Raw genomic sequence first — 16,670 nt, 5'->3', positions numbered from 1 at the left:
GGTGCGCGCGGCCCGGTGTGCTCAGAGCGCGGGCACCGGCTCCGCCGCCCGGCACTGCGGGTGGATCGCCCCGGCCGGGCTCATCGGCATCTCGGTCAGGCCCGGGTAGTAGATGTGCAGGGAGACGGCGGGTTCGAGCGAGTCGTTGACCACCTCGTGCGCGTATCCGGGGGCGAAGACCCGCTGCGCGCCGGCCGTCAGCTCACGGGAGGCGCGGGGGGTGCGCTCGGTCAGCCGCCCCTCCAGGACGGTGAAGACGCCGGAGGAGTCGCCGTGGCCGTGCGCGCCGGTGCCCTGCCCGGGCACCCAGGACAGCAGCCACACCTCGTACCCCGGGCCGGTGCTCAGCCGGTGGTACCAGCGGCTGGCGGCGTCGTAGCGCACCAGGTGGGCCCAGCGCGCCCGGTCCGCGGCGATGGAGCGGGCGAGACCCACGAAGTCGGCCACGGTGGAGGGGTGTTCGGCGGCGGGCTGGAGGAGGTGCTGGACGGCGAGGATGTCGCCGGCGATCTGGAGGTCGCTGTCGCTGTTCATGGGTGCGGTGGTTCCTCGGCGGAGAAGCGAGACGGAGAACGAGCAGTGCGGGCGGCACGGACGCCGGGCGGGCGGGCGGCGGGGCGCAGGCGCGGAGCCGTACGGGATCCCGCCGTGATCCGCGATCGGTGATCCGGGATCCGTGGGCGGTAATGCGGGGAGAAAGCCGGAGCGCTACGGCATCAACAGCTGGAACAGCGACAGCGCGCGCGGACAGCACTGCGGCACCCGCACCGGGAGGCCGTGAAAAGCGCTGAGGTCGCTGACATGCCATCCAAGGTGACGGGTCGGGCTCTTTCGTGTCAACTCAATGACCGGTTTGGCGGCAATGTTTCACCTCATACGGTTACGCCGCCCGGAGAAAGGTTTGCTCAGCCGGTCCAGCGGAGACACGGCAACCGAAACCGCGCCGGGCCGCCCCGGGCCGGGCGCGTGAGCGCTGTCGGGGTCCTGTGAACGGGCTGTGATCCGGATCGCTTCAGTGGCCGGATCGCAACAGGATCGATCCGTGTGTCGTCCTCACTCGCGAGAAGGGAGGCGCAGCAAGGTGCGTGGGCAGGCCACTGGCATGTGTCGCGTTTTTGGTGATTTCAACACTTTCCGCATAGCCTTGGTTCCGCAGAGTGAATACGGAGCCCAATAGCAGATCCCGGCTTGACTGCCCCGGATCCGCACACTTGTAATTTCACTCGTGTCGTTTGGCCGAAACCGATCACGGCAACATCACGGGGACGCAAAAACAGACGAGGGGCGCACATGACCGAGCTGTTCGAACAACTGCTGGTCGAGGACGCGGACGACGAAATCGGCTGGCAGGAGCGCGCGTTGTGCGCCCAGACCGATCCCGAGTCCTTCTTCCCTGAGAAAGGCGGATCCACACGCGAGGCGAAGAAAGTATGCCTTGCCTGTGAAGTCCGTTCGGAATGCCTTGAGTATGCGCTCGCCAACGACGAGCGATTCGGAATCTGGGGCGGCTTGTCCGAGCGTGAACGGCGACGACTGAAGAAGGCCGCCGTCTGAAAACCGAACGCATATCCAGGACCAGACCGGAGCACGGACTCCGGAACACCGATCACGGTCCGCCGGCCGAGGGTTCCCCCCAGCCGGCGGACCGTTCGTCCGTTCCGGCCCCCTCCGTACGCGACTCCGTACGTGATCCCGCACCCGGCGCGGCCCCCTCCGCACCCGGCTCCGCACCCACAACCCCCGTCCCACCACGCCGCTTCGTCACCCCGGCACCTTTCCCTACCGTTAGTGTGGGGCCCCGTCCCAGACGCTTCAGCGCCCCCGCGTGGGCGACCTCGGCCGGAGGGCCCGTACCTCGATGTCCGCCACAACCGCCGCGTACTCCCCAGCGCACACGCCGGAGTTCCCGAGGCATGTCGTCACCGCCGTGGTCGTCTCGCACGACGGCGCCCGCTGGCTCCCCGACACCCTCGCCGGACTCCTCGGCCAGGAACGCCCCGTACAGAACGCCGTCGCCGCCGACACCGGCAGCGCCGACGAGTCCGCGAACCTGCTCACCGACGCGCTCGGCAGCGGCCGGGTGCTCCACCTCGCCCGCCGCACCGGCTTCGGCGCGGCCGTGGACGAGGCGGTGCGCACCGCGGGCACCCTCACCCCCGACGACCTCGCCTATCTCAAGCGCCCCAGCGGCTGGGACCCCGCGACCAGAACCTGGCACGACGACGCCTACGCCCTGCCCGAACTGCCGCACGGCGAACCGGTCCAGTGGCTCTGGCTGCTCCACGACGACAGCGCCCCCGAACCCGACGCCCTCGCCGAACTGCTGCGCGTCGCCGACTCCGACGACCACATCGGCATCGTGGGGGCCAAGCTCCGGGGCTGGTACGACCGCAAGCAGCTCCTCGAAGCAGGCGTCACCATCGCCAACAGCGGCCGCCGCTGGACCGGCCTCGACCGCCGCGAACAGGACCAGGGCCAGCACGACCAGATCCGCGGCGTCCTGTCCGTCTCCTCCGCGGGCATGCTCGTCCGCCGCGACGTCTTCGAACAGCTCGGCGGCTTCGACCGCCGGATCCCCCTGATGCGCGACGACGTCGACCTCTGCTGGCGCGCCCACTCCGCCGGACACCGCGTCCTCATCGCCCCCGACGCCGTCCTGCGGCACGCCGAGGCAGCCGCCCGCGAACGCCGCACCGTCGACTGCGCGGGCCGCTCCACCGCCGGACCCCACCGCGTCGACAAGGCCGGCGCCGTCTACACCCTCCTCACCAACGCCCGCACCGTCGCCCTCCCGTACGTCCTGCTCCGCATCGTCCTCGGCACCGTCCTGCGCACCCTCGCCTACCTCATCGGCAAGGTCCCCGGACAGGCCGTCGACGAGGTCATGGGCGTCCTCGGCGTACTGCTGCGCCCCGAGCGCGTCATCGCCGGACGGCGCGCCCGCGCCGCCACCCGCAACACCGACCCCCGCGAGCTGCGGCCCCTGTTCCCGCCGCCCGGCGCCACCGTCCGCGCCACCGCCGAGCAGATCGCCGGACACTTCGGCGCGGGCGACGACACCGACGCCTCCGGCTCCCGCCACGGCGGCTCGGTCGAATCGGGACCCGGCGGCGACGACGCCGACTATCTGGAGCTCGAACAGTTCGCCCGGCTGAAGAAGATCGCCCGCAAACCCGCGCCCGTCCTCTTCGCCCTCCTCCTGATCGTCTCCGTGATCGCCTGCCGCGGCCTCTTCGGCGGCGGCACGCTGGCGGGCGGCGCGCTGCTCCCCGCCCCCGCCGAGGTCTCCGACCTCTGGGCCCGCTACGCGGAGGCCTGGCACCCCATCGGCACCGGCGGCACCCAGACCGCACCGCCGTACTTCGCCGTCCTCGCCGCCCTGTCCGCGCTCTTCCTCGGCTCCACCGGCGTCGCCCTCACCGTCCTGCTCGTCTGCTCGGTCCCCCTCGCCGGACTCACCGCCTACTTCGCCTCCCGCCCGCTGGTCGGCTCCCGGCTGCTGCGCGCCTGGGCGAGCATCGCGTACGCCTTCCTGCCCGCCGCCACCGGAGCGCTCGCCACCGGACGGCTCGGCACCGCGGTCCTGGCGATCCTGCTGCCGCTGACGGCCCGCGCGGCCGTCTCCGCGCACGGATTCCACCGGCCCGGCCGGGCCGGCTGGCGCGCCACCTGGACCTACGCGCTGCTGCTGACCCTCATCACCGCCTTCACCCCGATCGTCTGGCCGATCGCCGTCGTGCTCGGACTCGGCGTCCTGGTGGTGCGCCGCCGCGAGGCCGTGCCGTACGGACTCCGCTTCCTCGCCGCCCTCGGCACCCCGATGCTGGCCCTCGCGCCCTGGTCGCTCACCCTGCTGACCGACCCCTCGGCCTTCCTGCGCGAGGCGGGCCTCGACATCGGCGGCGGCGGCGCGTCCGCCGTCGACCTGCTGGGCATCAGCCCCGGCGGCCCGAAGACCGTCGGCGGACTCGTCCTCATCGGCATCGTGCTCGCCGCCCTCGCCGCCCTGCTGCGCGAGAAGAGGCACTTCGCCATTCGCGCCGCCTGGGTCGCGGCCCTGGTCGGCCTGGTCTTCGCGGTCCTCGCCAACCGCTCCGTGTGGGCGGGCCCCGCGACCCTCGTCTACGGCGTCGCGCTGCTCGCGGCCGCCGTGCTCGGCGCGGAGATGGGCCGCACCCGCGTCGGCGCGCAGAGCTTCGGCTGGCGGCAGCCCGTCGCCGTCCTCATCGCCGTCGCCGCCGTCCTCGGCCCGGTGATCGCGGCCGTCGGCTGGATGACCGGCGGCGCGGCCGGACCGCTGGAGCGCCGCGACCCGGTCCAGCTGCCCGCGTTCGTCGCCGAGGAGAGCGTCAACCACGACCGGCCCAGGACCCTGGTCCTCGGCGGCGCGTCCGCCGCGAAGGTCCCGTACACCCTTCTCCACGGCCCCGGCGGACGCCTCGGCGACGCCGAACTGACCGAGGCGGGCGGCCGCGACACCCGTCTCGACAAGGTCGTCGCCAATCTCGTCGCGGGCTCCGGAGCCGACCAGACCCGCCAGCTCAGCGGCTTCGCCGTCCGCTATGTGCTGCTCCGCGACGGAGCGCCCGCACAGACCGCCCGGGTCCTGGACGCCACCCCCGGCCTCAAGCGCCTCAGCAGGCTCGAAGGCAGCTCGCTCTGGCTGGTCGACCGCCAGGTCGCCCGCGTCACGATCGTCCCCCGCGAGGGCGACCCGCTGCCCGTCGAGTCGGGGGAGGTCGAGGCGCACACCACGATCCCGGGGGGCGGCGAGGGCCGCGTCCTGCGGCTCGCCGACCGCGCCGACGAGGGCTGGACGGCCACGCTCGACGGCCAGGCCCTCAAGAAGACGACCGTCGACGGCTGGGCGCAGGGCTTCGAACTGCCCGCGACGGGCGGCAGGCTGGCGCTCACCCACGAGAACCCCACCAGCCACACCGTATGGATCTGGACCCAGGCGTTCCTGGCCCTGGTCCTGATCGTGCTCGCCCTGCCCGGCCGCCGTGTGCAGAACGACGACGACCTCCCGGAGGAGACCGTCGCCCAGCCGCTCAAGATGCCCGCCCAGGCCGGGGGCGGCGAGGGCCGCAGGGCCCGCAGACTGCGCGCCCAGCCCGAGCCGCCGGACGTACCGGATGTACCGGACGTACCGGGCGGGATGCCGCAGGAGCAGCCGTACCCGGGGACCGTCCCGTACCCCTCCCCGCCGCCGCCCCCGCCGCTGTACGCGGAGGAGGAGCCGTACCAGCCGCCGTACGCGCCCGTCCCACCCGTCCCGCCCGCCGACCAGGGGTACGGGGCGTACCCGCCCGCGTACGAGAACCAGCCGTACGAGCCCTATGACCCGTACCCGGCCGACCCGTACGCCCACGGCTCCGGCCACGGCCCCGGCTCCGGGCACCACCGCACCGACCCCAACGCGAACCCACGAGGCGAGTCAGAGTGAAGCGCACGACCATCTCCCTGCTCGCCGCCGCCACCGCCCTCGCCGCCGTCACCGCTCTCGCCGCGGTGACCGCCCCGGACGCCGGGCCCGCGAACGCCACCTCGGCCAAGGCCCCGGCCAGGCTCCCGGTCGAGCGGTCCGCGCTGGTCTGCCCGGCGGCCGGCAGCACGGAGATCGCCGAGACCCGGCACACCTCGTACACCCCGGCGGCGGACGGCGGCGCGGAGGAGAAGGGCACGGCGGAGCTGAAGCCGGTGCTCGGCTCCTCGGTCGAGCGCCGCGCCGAGCCCGGCGAGCGGAAGGACGAGCGGGCCGCCGCCGAGAAGCGCGTCATCGCGCTCAAGGAGCCCGGAGCCCCCGTCGTCGCCGAGGAGGACGGCTCCGAGGCCCCCGCCTTCATCGGCCTCGCCACCGGCCGGCTGGCCCCCGGCTGGACCGCCCAGCAGACCACCGAGGTCGGCGCGGGAAGCGGGCGCGGCCTGCTCGGCGTCAGCTGCACCACGCCCCGGACGGAGTTCTGGATTCCGGGAGCCTCCACCGACAGGGCGCGCCAGGACTACGTCCATCTCACCAACCCGGACGACACCCCCGCCGTCGTCCACATCGAGCTGTACGGCAAGAACGGCAAGCTGGAGACGACCCTCACCGAGGGCGTCCCGATCTCCCCCGGGGCCACCCTGCCCATCCTGCTCTCCACCCTGACCTCCCAGGTGTCCGAGGACGTCACCGTGCACGTCCTCGCCCGCGCGGGCCGGGTCGGCGCGGTCGTCCGGGCCACCGAGGACGGCGTGGGCAGCGACTGGATCACCGCAGCGGCCGACCCGGCGGGCACCGCGGTCCTCCCGGGCGTGCCGACGGACGCCACCTCCGTACGGCTGGTGGCGTACGCCCCCGGTGACCGCGACGCCGATCTGAAGGTCGAACTCGCGGGCCCGACCGGCCGGATCGTCCCGCTCGGGGGCGAGAGCCTGCATGTGAAGGCCGGGATGACCGCCGGACTCGAACTGAAGGACGTCACCAAGGGCGAGGCCGGCTCACTGATCATCAGCCCGGAGAGCGCCGGCCGGGCGACCCCGGTGGTGGCCGCGCTGCGCGTGGTCCGGGGCAAGGGCGCCAACCGGGAGATCGCCTTCATCCCGGCGACCGAACCGATCGGCGCGCGCGCCTCGGTCGCCGACAACCGGGCGAAGGGCTCGACGCTCAACCTCACCGCGCCGGACGCCGGGGCCCGGGTGCGGGTGACCGCCTCGGCCGGCTCCGAGGGCGGCGAGCCGGTCGTGAAGTCGTACGACATCAAGGGCGGCGCCACCCTCGCGGTGCCCGCCCCGGTCCCCGCCGGGCTCAAGGGCTCGTACGCGCTGACCGTGGAGACCGAGTCGGGCGGCCCGGTGCACGCGGCGCGCACACTGGCCCTGCCGGACGACGGCGTCCAGATGTTCACGGTGCAGACGCTGAACGACGACCGGGGAACGGTGGCCGTGCCGGAGGCGGAAGCGGACCTGTCGGTTCTCGACGACTGAGACGGCTGAGACGACTGAGACGACTGAGCGACTGAGGCCCGCCGAGGGGTCGTCCTCGGCGGCGCTTCGGCGGCGGCGCGTCAGTTCTCCGGCGAGCGCAGCACCCGCAGATGCCCCCGGCGGGCGACCTCCAGCGGATCCGCCGTGCGCCGGCCGTTCTGCGCCTCGGCGGCCCGGCCCTGCGGACGGCCCGCTTCCCGTACGGCGTTGGCGAGGGCTTCCAGATCGTCGCCGCTGGGCCGGGGGGGCGCGGAACCGTCGGTGAGACGCACGACCTCCCAACCGCGTGGCGCGGTCAGCCGCTCGCTGTGCTCGGCGCACAGGTCGTAGCAGTGGGGCTCGGCGTAGGTGGCGAGCGGGCCGAGGACCGCGGTCGAATCGGCATAGACGTACGTCAGTGTCGCGACGGCAGGTCGGCCGCACGCGGTGCGCGAACAGCGACGTACAGGGCTCACGAGATTGGACGGTACCGCACTCTTGAGCGGGCTGCGACGACTCACCCCCGCCTCACCCCACCGTGTCGCCCTGTCCGAGCCCCTCGAAAGGGCTCGCCGACGGCCTCCGTGAGCTGCGCGGCAAGGGCTTACGACAGGGACGGACACCCCTGATTCGGTCATCACCCGGGGTAAATCAGGTCATTCACCGTAGGCCTCGCGATCGCGGTCGCACCCGGAACCGCCCCCAAGCGCGACCGGAACGCTCAATTGGCGACATGCCCCCGACCGATCCGATCGCGGCGCGCGGAGCGGATCGCCCGGCCGCCCGGAGAGCTACGCTGCGTCAGTGATGGACAGCCCAGTACCGCCGCCCCACCCGGCCGAGCCGAGGCCGCGCCATCGCGACCGCCACGGCCGAGGCATGCGCGGGCCGGTCGCCCCGCCGCAGGTCCCCCTCTCCGCCAGCCGCGCCGATCTCTTCGGCGACCTCGTCCACGACTCCGTGGAACGGCTGGAGAGACGCTGGCCCCAACTCGCCGACGTGGACTTCCTCGTCCTCGACGTCCCCCTCACCGCCGAGGAATCGGTCCCCCTCGGCAGCTCCGCCCCCGCCGAGAAGGGCCGACAGGCCCGGATCGTCGTCTACCGCCGCCCGGTGGAGATCCGCGCCAAGAACCGCGAGGAGCGCGCCGCCCTGGTCCACGAGGTCGTGGTGGAGCAGGTCGCCGAGCTGCTGGGGCTCGCTCCGGAGTCGATCGACCCGCGCTACGGCCAGGAGTGAGGCGTGCCGGTAGTTTGAGGTGACCGCAGAGACTTATGGAAGGTTGGACCCGTGGCTGCTGATCTGTCACAGATCGTGAAGGCGTACGACGTGCGCGGGGTGGTCCCCGATCAGTGGGACGAGGAGCTGGCCGAACTCTTCGGAGCGGCCTTCGTCCGGGTGACGAACGCGGACGCGATCGTCGTCGGCCACGACATGAGGCCCTCCTCGCCCGGCCTTTCGGGCGCTTTCGCGCGCGGCGCGGCCGCCCTGGGCGCGGATGTCACCCTGATCGGGCTCTGCTCCACCGACCAGCTCTACTTCGCCTCCGGCCACCTCGGCCTCCCGGGCGCGATGTTCACCGCCTCCCACAACCCCGCGCAGTACAACGGCATCAAGATGTGCCGCGCGGGCGCCGCTCCCGTCGGCCAGGACACCGGCCTCTCCGACATCCGCGAGCTGGTCGAGCGCTGGTCGGCCGAGGGCGCGCCCGAACCGGCCGCCGCGCCGGGCGAGGTGACCGAGCACGACACGCTCACCGAGTACGCGGCCCATCTGCTCTCCCTGGTGGACCTCTCCGAGATGCGGCCGCTGAAGGTCGTCGTCGACGCGGGCAACGGCATGGGCGGACACACGGTCCCGACCGTCTTCGCCTCCCTGCCCCTCACCCTCGTACCGATGTACTTCGAGCTCGACGGCACCTTCCCCAACCACGAGGCCAACCCGCTCGACCCGGCGAACATCGTGGACCTCCAGGCCCGGGTGCGCGCCGAGAAGGCCGATCTGGGACTCGCCTTCGACGGGGACGCCGACCGCTGCTTCGTCGTCGACGAGCGCGGCGAGGGCATCTCCCCGTCCGCGATCACCGCCCTGGTCGCCGCCCGCGAACTGGCGAAGCACCCCGGCGGCACCGTGATCCACAACCTGATCACCTCCTGGTCGGTCCCGGAAGTGGTCCGCGAGGAGGGCGGCGCGCCGGTCCGCACCCGGGTGGGGCACTCCTTCATCAAGGAGGAGATGGCGCGCACCGGCGCGATCTTCGGCGGCGAGCACTCCGCCCACTACTACTTCCGCGACTTCTGGAACGCGGACACCGGCATGCTGGCCGCGCTGCACGTCCTGGCCGCCCTCGGCACCCAGGACGGCACGCTCTCGCAGCTCGTCGCCAAGTACGACCGCTACCAGGGCTCCGGCGAGATCAACTCCACCGTCGACGACCAGTCGGCCCGCACCGCCGTCGTCCGCAAGGCCTTCGAGTCGCGCCCCGGCGTCACCCTCGACGAGCTGGACGGCCTGACGGTCACCGCCGCCGACTGGTGGTTCAATCTGCGCCCCTCCAACACCGAGCCGCTGCTCCGGCTCAATGTCGAGGCCCGCGACACCGACACCATGGCCGCCGTCCGCGACGAGGTCCTGGCCCTCCTCCGCTCCGAGTGACACCGCTCGCCCCCGCCCCCTCCACCACCAGGAGGGGGCGGGGGCCAGGGCGCCCGCCCCGCGCGAAGCGAACCCTGTTTGCCCCACAGGCGAACCCCCGGCGAAGTCTCAACCTCGGCCCCCGACCCGCCGTCCCGCCCTCTCACCTGCTCTGACCTGCACATATCACCTCCCGTCCGCGCACCGCGCCACACCCTTCGTTTCCCCGGAACGCGCCCCCACTCGCCCCCCGGCGGTACGCTGACGTCGCCCGTCCACCCACCCGCCGACCACCGCGGCGCACCGGGAACCACAGCCGCCCCCGGCATCCCAGCCGCCCCTGGTCGACACAACTGACGCACCGAAGGAAACCCTCATGCCGCTCGAAGCCGGCCTCCTTGAGATCCTCGCCTGCCCGGCCTGCCACGCCCCGCTCGACGACCGCTCGGAAACCGACGAACCCGAGCTGATCTGCACCGGAGCGGAGTGCGCTCTCGCCTACCCCGTACGCGACGGCATTCCCGTCCTCCTCGTCGACGAGGCCCGCCGCCCCGCCTGACCCCGAACGGCCGGCCCCCGGCGGCCCGACCGCGACCCCGCAGACAGCGACCCCGCGAACCCGCAGCCCCGCGACCGCACGGCGATCGGAGACCCCACCCCATGCTGGACGAGTCCCTCCTCGACGCTCCGGAAGCCCTCGCCCGCGCCGACCGCCGAGGTCTGCTGCGGGGTGCCGCCGAGGCCGGCGCCCGGGTACGCACCGCCGCCCGCCACGCCGCCGAGGCCGGCATCGCCGAGCTGAAGCCCGAGGGCCGCCCCCGCGCCGTCCTCGTCGCGGGCTCCGGCTCCGCCGCCGCCACCGTCGCCGACCTCATCGGCGCGCTCGCCGGCGCCGCCGCCCCCGTCACCCGCCTCGTCCCCACCGGCGTCGCCGCCGCCCCCGGCGCGCTGCGCTGGACCCTCCCCGGCTGGACCGGCTCCCTCGACCTCCTCCTCATCGCCACCGCCGACGGAGCCGAACCCGGCCTCGACGTCCTCGCCGAGCAGGCCTACCGCCGAGGCTGCACCGTCGTCGCGGTCGCCCCCAAGGCCACCCCGCTCGCCGAGTCGGCCGCCGGACGCCACGCACTCTTCGTCCCCCTGGCCACCGCCCCCAGCGGGCTCTACGAGGAGAGCTCGACCGCCGACCCCGGCACACTCTGGTCCCTCTTCACCCCACTGCTCGCACTCCTTGACTGCGTCGGCCTCCTCGAAGCACCCCCGGAGACCCTCGCCAAGATCGCCGACCGGCTCGACCGCACCGCCGAACGCTGCGGCCCGGCCATCGCCACCTACAGCAACCCGGCCAAGACCCTCGCCGCCGAGCTGGCCGACAGCCTCCCCCTCATCTGGACCGAGGGAGAGGGCGCCGCCCCCGCCGGCCGCCGCTTCGCCGCCGCCCTGGCCGAACTCGCCGGCCGCCCCGCCCTCGCGGCCGAACTCCCCGAGGCCCTCCCGGCCCACGGCGTACTCCTCGCCGGCACCCTCGCCGCCGCGGCCGACCCGGACGACTTCTTCCGCGACCGGGTGGAGGAATCCCAGGCCCTGCGCGCCCGCGTCGTCCTGCTGCGCGACCGCCCCACCGGCGGACTCAGCGCCGCCCCCGCCGCCCGCGAACTCGCCCTCAGCCACTCCACCCCCATCAGCGAACTCGAACCGGAGGAGGGCTCGGACCTGGAATCCATCGCCGAACTCCTCGCCGTCACCGACTTCGCCGCCGTCTATCTGGCCCTCGCGTCCACCGCGACCTCCACCTAGACACCCCCAACCCTCCGCATCACCCCGGAACACGGAAGCTCACATGGACCGCCTCTTCAACACGGTGCGCCCCTACGCCTGGGGATCCACCACCGCCATCCCGGAACTCCTCGGCACTACCCCGACCGGCGAGCCCCAGGCCGAGATGTGGATGGGCACCCACCCAGGAGCACCCTCCCGGCTCGAACGCGGTGTCCTGGGCGAGGTCATCGCCGCCGACCCCGCGGGCGAACTCGGTGCCCGAACCGTCGCCAAGTTCGGCCCGCACCTCCCCTTCCTCTTCAAGATCCTCGCGGCGGGCACCCCCGTCTCCCTCCAGGTCCACCCGGACCTCGCCCAGGCCAGAACGGGCTTCGCCCGGGAGCAGCGCGCCGGCATCCCCGTCGACGCCCCGCACCGCAATTACCGGGACACCAACCACAAGCCCGAACTGATCTGCGCCCTCACCCCCTTCGAAGGCCTGTGCGGATTCCGCCCGCCCCGCGACACCGCGAAGCTCATCGCCGGACTCGGCGTCGACTCGCTCAAGCCCTACGCCGACGTCCTCCTCGCCCACCCCGAGGACGCCGCCCTGCGCGAAGTGCTCACCGCGATCCTCACCGCGGACCGCGAGGACATGGCGGCCACCGTCACCGAGACCGCCGCCGCCGCCCGCCGCCTGGGCGGCCCCTACACCCCGTACGCGGAGATCGCCCACCACTTCCCCGGCGACCCCGGCGTCATCGCCGCCCTCCTCCTCAACCATGTACGCCTCCTCCCCGGCGAAGCCCTCTTCCTCGGCGCGGGCGTCCCGCACTCCTATCTCAGCGGCCTCGGCGTCGAGATCATGTCCACCTCCGACAATGTGCTGCGCTGCGGTCTCACCCCCAAGCACCTGGACGTCCCGGAGCTGCTGAGCGTCGTCCGCTTCGAGGCCAACGACCCCGGCGTCCTGCGCCCCGAGGCCTCGGCGAACGGCGAAGAGGTCTACGACACCCCGATCGACGAATTCCGGCTCTCCCGCCACCTCCTCGCCCCCGACGCCGCCGTACGCGACCTCACCATCGACGCCCCACAGATCCTGCTCTGCACGGCCGGCCGTGTCGCCACCGGCGAACTGATGCTCGCCCCCGGCGAGTCGGTCTTCGTTCCCGCAGGTGAGAACGTTGCGATCGCGGCAGCCGACGAACTCCCGGCCACCCTCTTCCGCGCCACGGTGGTGAACTGACCCCTCCCGCCCTCCGCGACTGCGAGAATGGCGCGCCCCGCAAGTCCGGGCCATCCGCCGTGCGACCGGTGACGCCGCACACGGCGTACGAAGGCGTACGAAGGGACAACCGGCACACATGAGCGCGTCAGGCGGAACCAAGGCGATCGTGGCGGCCCTCGTCGCCAACCTCGCGATCGCGGTGGCGAAATTCGTGGCCTTCCTGTTCAGCGGCTCGTCCTCGATGCTCGCGGAGAGCGTCCACTCGCTCGCCGACTCCGGCAACCAGGGCCTGCTGCTCCTCGGCGGCCGCCGGGCCAGACGCGAGGCCACCCCGCAGCACCCCTTCGGATATGGCCGCGAGCGCTACATCTACGCCTTCCTGGTCTCCATCGTCCTCTTCTCGGCCGGCGGCATGTTCGCGATCTACGAGGGCTACGAGAAGATCAAGCACCCCCACGCCATCGAGAACTGGTACTGGCCCGTCGGTGTCCTCGTCTTCGCGATCATCGCCGAGACCATCTCCTTCCGGACCGCGATCAAGGAGTCCAACGCCGTCCGCGGCACGCTCTCCTGGAAGGAGTTCGTCCGCCACGCCAAGGCCCCCGAACTCCCCGTCGTCCTGCTCGAAGACCTCGGCGCGCTCGTCGGCCTGGTCCTCGCGCTCCTCGGCGTCAGCCTCGCCCTGGCCACCGGCGACGGCCTCTGGGACGGCATCGGCACCCTCTGCATCGGCGTCCTGCTCATCCTCATCGCCCTGGTCCTGGCCGTCGAGACGAAATCCCTGCTGCTCGGCGAGGCCGCCTCCGCCGACGATCTCCGCAGGATCGAGGAGGCCCTCGTGGACGGCGACCGCGTCACCCGCGTCATCCACATGCGCACCCTCCACCTCGGCCCGGAGGAAGTACTGGTCGCCGCGAAGATCGCGGTGCCCAACGACGACACAGCCCAGAAGATCGCCGCCTCGATCAACGCCGCCGAGGAACGCGTCCGCGCGGCCGTTCCCATCGCCCGGGTGATCTATCTGGAGCCGGACGTCTACAGCGCCTCCGCGGCGGCCGCCGGCACAAACCCCGGGAAGTCCCCCGGCGGACCCGCCCCCTCCCACTGACACCGACACCGACACCGATGTGTTTCTCCCGACGTTTGCCGCGCCCATCGGGCGGAAGCCCCCGGCCCCGGCGATCGCCCAGTCCGCCGGCACCTCGGCAAACGCCCCGCCGACCGACCGCATCCACGCCGCAGGCCCCCGGATCTGTCCGGATCCCGCCCTCACGCGGGCTGGGGCCGACCGGGCCGACCGGTGTAGATTCGTGACCAGAGTCAGGCGTCGCTGCTGATGGCGGTCGGGCGGTCCTCCCAAGGGCCGGCCGAGTGGAGAGAGGGCCTCCGACGGACTGCACCGCGAGTGTCCCGGGCATCCGTACGCCCGTGTGCCGCCGCGGAGCCAGCCGTACCCACCCTCGAACCCAACCATGAGGAGCAGCCCGTAATGACGACTGTCACCACCGGCCAGGACTTCAAGGTCGCCGATCTCTCGCTCGCCGCTTTCGGCCGCAAGGAGATCACTCTCGCCGAGCATGAGATGCCCGGTCTGATGTCCATCCGCCGGGAGTACGCCGAGCAGCAGCCGCTCGCGGGAGCGCGGGTGACCGGGTCCCTGCACATGACGGTCCAGACGGCGGTGCTGATCGAGACGCTGGTCGCGCTGGGCGCCGAGGTGCGCTGGGCGTCCTGCAACATCTTCTCCACCCAGGACCACGCCGCCGCGGCGATCGCGGTCGGCCCGAACGGCACCCCGGAGAACCCCCAGGGCGTTCCCGTCTTCGCCTGGAAGGGCGAGACGCTGGAGGAGTACTGGTGGTGCACCGAGCAGGCGCTGACCTGGCCGAACACGCCGACCGGCGGCCCCAACATGATCCTGGACGACGGCGGCGATGCCACGCTCCTGGTCCACAAGGGCGTGGAGTTCGAGAAGGCCGGGCAGGCCCCGGACCCCTCGACCGCCGACAGTGAGGAGTACGCGTACATCCTCACCCTCCTCAACCGCACCCTGGGCGAGAGCCCCCAGAAGTGGACGCGTCTGGCCTCGGAGATCCGCGGGGTCACCGAGGAGACCACCACCGGTGTCCACCGTCTCTACGAGATGCACCGCGACGGCGCCCTCCTGTTCCCCGCGATCAATGTGAACGACGCGGTGACCAAGTCGAAGTTCGACAACAAGTACGGCTGCCGCCACTCCCTGATCGACGGCATCAACCGCGCCACCGACGTCCTCATCGGCGGCAAGACGGTCGTCGTCTGCGGTTACGGCGATGTGGGCAAGGGCTCCGCGGAGTCGCTGCGCGGCCAGGGCGCGCGGGTGATCGTCACCGAGGTCGACCCGATCTGCGCGCTCCAGGCGGCGATGGACGGCTACCAGGTGACGACGCTCGACGAGGTCGTCGGTGTGGCGGACATCTTCGTCACCACGACGGGCAACAAGGACATCATCATGGCCTCGGACATGGCCAAGATGAAGCACCAGGCCATCGTGGGGAACATTGGTCACTTCGACAACGAGATCGACATGGCCGGCCTGGCGAAGATCCCGGGGATTGTGAAGGACGAGGTCAAGCCGCAGGTCCACACGTGGACCTTCCCCGACGGCAAGGTCCTGATCGTGCTGTCGGAGGGCCGTCTGCTGAACCTGGGCAACGCGACGGGTCACCCCTCCTTCGTGATGTCGAACAGCTTCGCCGACCAGACGCTGGCGCAGATCGAACTGTTCACGAAGCCGGAGGAGTACCCGACGGACGTGTATGTGCTGCCGAAGCACCTGGACGAGAAGGTCGCGCGGCTGCACCTGGACGCGCTGGGTGTGAAGCTGACGACGCTCCGTCCGGAGCAGGCGGCGTACATCGGTGTCGAGGTGGAGGGCCCGTACAAGCCCGACCACTACCGCTACTGATCCACCCCGCCGCCCGGCCCACACCCCCGGGCGACAGCGACTGACGGCAGGCCCCCGCACCCCCGTGACGGGGGCCTGCCCCTTTCCCGGCCCCAACGCACAAGGACTCGCACGCCCCCATGCCCCGCGGTCGATACTCGCTCCACGATCCACACGATCACACTCCCCTCGGTGAAGAGCACTTCCACTGCGCCCCCGGCCCCTCCGGCTGGCGCTATGTCTCGCAGATCACCACCCCCTCCGGCGATCACGCCGGCTCGGTCGACCTCGCCCTCGACGAGCTGGGCCGCCCCATCCGCCTCGAACTCAACGCCGCCAGCTGGCAGGTCCGCGGCGCGGCCCTCGAAGGCGTCACCTGGGTCCGCACCGACCCCACCGGCACCCACGCCACCGAAGGCAATGTCCGCGCCCACGCCTTCACCGGCACTTCCCCCGCCTTCCTCATCGCGACCGCCCGTCTGCTGCGACTCACCCCCGGCTCCCCCACGACGCGCGTCCGCCTCGTGGCGTTCACCGACCCCGTCCTCGCCCCTCGCACCCTCGACCAGTCCTGGGCCCTGCTGAAGAGTGAAGCGCACGCCACTGACAGTCACCCCCTGACAGTGGACGAGTACCAGGTCAGCGCCTTGGACACGGGAGAGCAGCACACGGTCCACATCGCCGGCGACGTCGTTCTCTCGGCCCCCGGCATCGAACTCGAAGGCCTCGAAACCCCGCCCTCGACCTTCCCCTGACCCCGCCGCCGCTCCGGCTGTCGCTCGATGTGCGTCCGACCCCGCTGACCTGCTAGTGTCCTCCTCGCCCACAAAAACCGTTGACACGGTCGGCGTGGGGAGGTAGATTCAAACGGTTGCCTCCGACTGGACAAGGTCGAGTGCAACCGATAGTGTCTCTCTTGCTCGGAGCGGGAATTGAATTTCCGCCGAGCCAATCGACTCCTTATCCGGATCGCGAAGGCCGATTAGCTCGGCCGAAATGATTCTGATAAAGTCGGAGCAGCCGAAAGGCAAAAGGCCGGTCCAACTGGCCGCTGGATCTGAAAATCCAAACCGGAAACGGAATGGGAAAAGGATCTGGTAGAGTTGGAAACGCAAGACCGAAGGGAAAGCCCGGAGGGCCTGGTGAAAAGGGCCTGAAGGAAGCGTCCGTTCCTTGAGA

14 protein-coding genes are annotated in these 16,670 nt (G+C 72.0%); 11 read left to right on the top strand and 3 right to left on the bottom strand.

Annotated elements, in window-relative coordinates:
* Positions 1-21 precede the first annotated feature (21 nt).
* Complete coding sequence (locus tag IE247_RS32800; protein ID WP_190127010.1) at positions 22-534, bottom strand: cysteine dioxygenase; 513 nt, start codon at positions 532-534, stop codon at positions 22-24.
* Between the two features lie 756 nt (positions 535-1,290).
* Between IE247_RS32800 and IE247_RS32795 the strand changes: the two genes are divergently transcribed.
* The 3 genes from IE247_RS32795 to IE247_RS32785 all read left to right on the top strand — a co-directional run bounded on the left by IE247_RS32795 (position 1,291) and on the right by IE247_RS32785 (position 6,966).
* Positions 1,291-1,554 (top strand): WhiB family transcriptional regulator, encoded by a 264-nt coding sequence (locus tag IE247_RS32795; RefSeq protein WP_006348971.1) that lies wholly within the window; start codon positions 1,291-1,293, stop codon positions 1,552-1,554.
* 304 nt (positions 1,555-1,858) lie between these two features.
* A complete protein-coding gene (locus tag IE247_RS32790) occupies positions 1,859-5,446 on the top strand; it encodes a glycosyltransferase family 2 protein (RefSeq protein ID WP_190127009.1) in 3,588 nt (1,195 codons plus the stop codon).
* Positions 5,443-6,966 (top strand): DUF5719 family protein, encoded by a 1,524-nt coding sequence (locus tag IE247_RS32785; protein WP_190127008.1) that lies wholly within the window; start codon positions 5,443-5,445, stop codon positions 6,964-6,966. The genes IE247_RS32790 and IE247_RS32785 overlap by 4 nt, the downstream gene beginning before the upstream one ends.
* Positions 6,967-7,046: 80 nt before the next feature.
* Here the strand turns inward: IE247_RS32785 and IE247_RS32780 are convergent, their stop codons facing one another.
* Positions 7,047-7,421: a DUF3499 domain-containing protein gene (locus IE247_RS32780; RefSeq protein WP_190127007.1), complete on the bottom strand. Its 375-nt coding sequence runs from the start codon at positions 7,419-7,421 to the stop codon at positions 7,047-7,049.
* Positions 7,422-7,752: 331 nt separating this feature from the next.
* Here IE247_RS32780 and IE247_RS32775 point away from each other — a divergent pair, with 331 nt between their 5' ends.
* The 8 genes from IE247_RS32775 (at position 7,753) to IE247_RS32740 (ending at position 16,246) form a co-directional block, all read left to right on the top strand.
* Positions 7,753-8,184, top strand: a complete 432-nt coding sequence (locus IE247_RS32775; RefSeq protein WP_190127006.1) for a metallopeptidase family protein — start codon at positions 7,753-7,755, stop codon at positions 8,182-8,184.
* A 51-nt stretch (positions 8,185-8,235) separates the two neighbouring features.
* Entirely contained in the window at positions 8,236-9,600 is a 1,365-nt protein-coding gene (locus tag IE247_RS32770; RefSeq protein WP_190127005.1) for a phosphomannomutase/phosphoglucomutase, read from the top strand.
* 355 nt (positions 9,601-9,955) lie between these two features.
* On the top strand, positions 9,956-10,138 hold the full coding sequence (locus IE247_RS32765; RefSeq protein ID WP_190127004.1) for a Trm112 family protein: 183 nt from the start codon (positions 9,956-9,958) through the stop codon (positions 10,136-10,138).
* Positions 10,139-10,239: 101 nt separating this feature from the next.
* Complete coding sequence (locus IE247_RS32760; RefSeq protein ID WP_190127003.1) at positions 10,240-11,376, top strand: SIS domain-containing protein; 1,137 nt, start codon at positions 10,240-10,242, stop codon at positions 11,374-11,376.
* 43 nt (positions 11,377-11,419) lie between these two features.
* Complete coding sequence (manA, locus tag IE247_RS32755; protein WP_190127002.1) at positions 11,420-12,583, top strand: mannose-6-phosphate isomerase, class I; 1,164 nt, start codon at positions 11,420-11,422, stop codon at positions 12,581-12,583.
* Positions 12,584-12,701: 118 nt separating this feature from the next.
* Positions 12,702-13,673, top strand: coding sequence for a cation diffusion facilitator family transporter (locus tag IE247_RS32750; protein WP_190127001.1), 972 nt, complete (start codon positions 12,702-12,704; stop codon positions 13,671-13,673).
* A gap of 381 nt (positions 13,674-14,054) precedes the next feature.
* Positions 14,055-15,512, top strand: a complete 1,458-nt coding sequence (gene ahcY, locus IE247_RS32745) for an adenosylhomocysteinase (RefSeq protein WP_190127000.1) — start codon at positions 14,055-14,057, stop codon at positions 15,510-15,512.
* A 119-nt stretch (positions 15,513-15,631) separates the two neighbouring features.
* On the top strand, positions 15,632-16,246 hold the full coding sequence (locus IE247_RS32740) for a hypothetical protein (protein ID WP_190126999.1): 615 nt from the start codon (positions 15,632-15,634) through the stop codon (positions 16,244-16,246).
* A 108-nt stretch (positions 16,247-16,354) separates the two neighbouring features.
* Here the strand turns inward: IE247_RS32740 and IE247_RS34680 are convergent.
* Positions 16,355-16,670, bottom strand: a 316-nt coding sequence (locus tag IE247_RS34680; RefSeq protein ID WP_229869509.1) for a hypothetical protein, incomplete at its 5' end; no start/stop codon positions are given.

It is taken from the genome of Streptomyces inusitatus (genome assembly GCF_014651115.1).
Lineage (GTDB): Bacteria > Actinomycetota > Actinomycetes > Streptomycetales > Streptomycetaceae > Streptomyces > Streptomyces amakusaensis.
Note: the sequence above shows the minus strand (reverse complement) of the source record. Positions and strands in the feature narration are given on the sequence as shown.